This window comes from Nostoc flagelliforme FACHB-838 (assembly GCF_014698065.1).
GTDB lineage: Bacteria > Cyanobacteriota > Cyanobacteriia > Cyanobacteriales > Nostocaceae > Nostoc > Nostoc flagelliforme_B.
On record NZ_JACJSI010000655.1, the window covers coordinates 1 to 2,158 of the forward strand.

The 2,158-nt window shown below is 41.0% G+C and carries 1 protein-coding gene; it reads left to right on the top strand.

The genetic code is table 11. The features are described from left to right. Positions 1–35: 35 nt before the first annotated feature. A partial coding sequence (locus H6G97_RS50275) for a diguanylate cyclase domain-containing protein (protein WP_190947679.1) occupies positions 36–2,158 on the top strand: 2,123 nt, incomplete at its 3' end.

The following is a 2,158-nucleotide window of genomic DNA, read 5'->3' on the forward strand; positions in this document are numbered from 1 at the left end:
TTAACAATATTTTTTGAAATTATCCGCAGATGACAATGCAAAATTTCTGGCGTCCAATTTCAATTGGGTTAATGAGAGTACCGCTCCGCATAGCTATCATAGTACCTTTTCTACTGCAAATCTTTGCTGTTGTGGGGCTAACAGCATTCTTTTCCTTAAAAAATGGGCAGAGAGATGTTAATGAAGTTGCTACTCTTTTGAGAAGTGAAGTGGCAAATAGAATTCATGAACATATCACCAATTATATGGAGAAACCCCAACTCATCACTCAGATTAATGCCAATGCCCTCCATTTTGGTGAATTGGATTTGAAAGATACAAAAAGTCTAGAATGCCATTTCTGGCAGCAAATACAGTTATTCAAGTTTCTAAGCCCGATCGCTTTTGGAAGTGTAGAGGGAGAAATTTATTCGGTAGATCGTTTGAATGATGGTTCACTAGTAATCCGAGTAAAGAACCAATCAACGGGTGGTAGATATCATACCTATACCACTAATAGCCAAGGTAATCGCCTCAAGTTAATTCAAGTTAGCACAACTTTTGATCCTCGCACTCGTCCCTGGTACAAAAAGGCTGTAAAAGCAGGTAAAGCTACTTGGACTGAAATTTATCCGTATTTTTCTTCGTCAGGGCTAGCGATCAGTTCTACCCGACCTGTTTATGACCAGACAGGTACCTTGCTAGGTGTTACGAATGCAACGTTATCTCTTTCGCAACTGGGTGAGTTTTTGCACAATTTAAAGATCGGACGCTCAGGAAAGACATTTATTATCGAGCGCTCTGGAAACTTGGTAGCAAGTTCAACGGCTGAACAACCTTTTATCCTGAACCAGAAGGAAGGACAGGTGAAATACAAACAGCTGACAGTACTCGCAAGCAGAGATCGTATGACTCGTTTGACAGCACAGTATTTGAATGCACAGTTTGATAATTTTAAAAACATTAATTCTAACCAGCAACTTGACTTTGAAATTGATGGCAAGCGGCAATTTATACAGCTAATGCCATTCACAGACAGCTACGGGCTAGATTGGCTGATTGTGGTGGTGGTTCCAGAAGGCGACTTTATGGAACATATCGAAGCTAACTCACGAATGACTATTTTACTGTGTTTAGGAGCATTAATACTAGCTACAGTGACAGGAGTGTTTACTTCTCATTGGATTACTCAACCAATTATTCGCTTAAGTTTAGCCTCTAAGGAAATCGCTAATGGTCAGTTAGACCAAACTGTTACAGTAGACGCCATTAACGAACTAAGAGTTCTCGCTCAGGCTCATAACCAAATGGCTACTCAATTACAAGAGTCATTTGCTGAACTATTAAAGGCTAACAGGCAACTAGAAGCTGAAATTGTCGAGCGTAAGCAGGCAGAGAAGGCTTTGCGTTTGAGTGAAGAACGATTCCGATTAGCAATTGATAACATACCCGATACATTTGTAATTTATGATGCCGAGTTACGGTTGCAGTTTGTCAATAGTTTTGGAGTTAAACGCAGTGGTTATCCTAAAGAAGCACTTCTGAATCACACAGATGAAGAACTATTTCCGTTGTCAGTCACAAACAGTTATATGCCAATTCTCCGACAAACTGTGGAGACATACACATTGCAAACTGGAGAATGCGAGATTAATTTGCCTGGTTATGACCCTTTCTTTATAGTTGTTACTTATGTGCCGCTTTTGAATGAACTAGGAGAAGTTTATCAGATTCTTGGAATCACCCATGATATTACCGAGCGTAAACAAGCAGAAGAACAGCTGCTACAGAATGCGTTTCACGATGCTCTTACTGGGCTACCAAACCGAGCTTTGTTTATGGAGCGCTTAAAATATGCACTTGAGTTAGCTTTACGGCAGGAGAATTATTTATTTGCTGTACTGTTTCTCGACCTGGATGGGTTTAAGGTGATCAATGACAGTCTAGGACATCTAAAAGGAGACCAATTTCTGCTTGCTATTGCAGATAGGCTACTGGTGTGTATACGCTCACAAGATACAGTGGCACGGCTTGGGGGAGACGAATTTACGATCCTACTGGCGGGAATCCAAAATGTGTTAGATGCTATTAAAGTGGCCCAGCGCATTCAACAGGAACTTGCCTTACCCTTTGACCTTGGGGGACAAGAAGCGTTCACAAGTGCAAGTATTGGCATCGC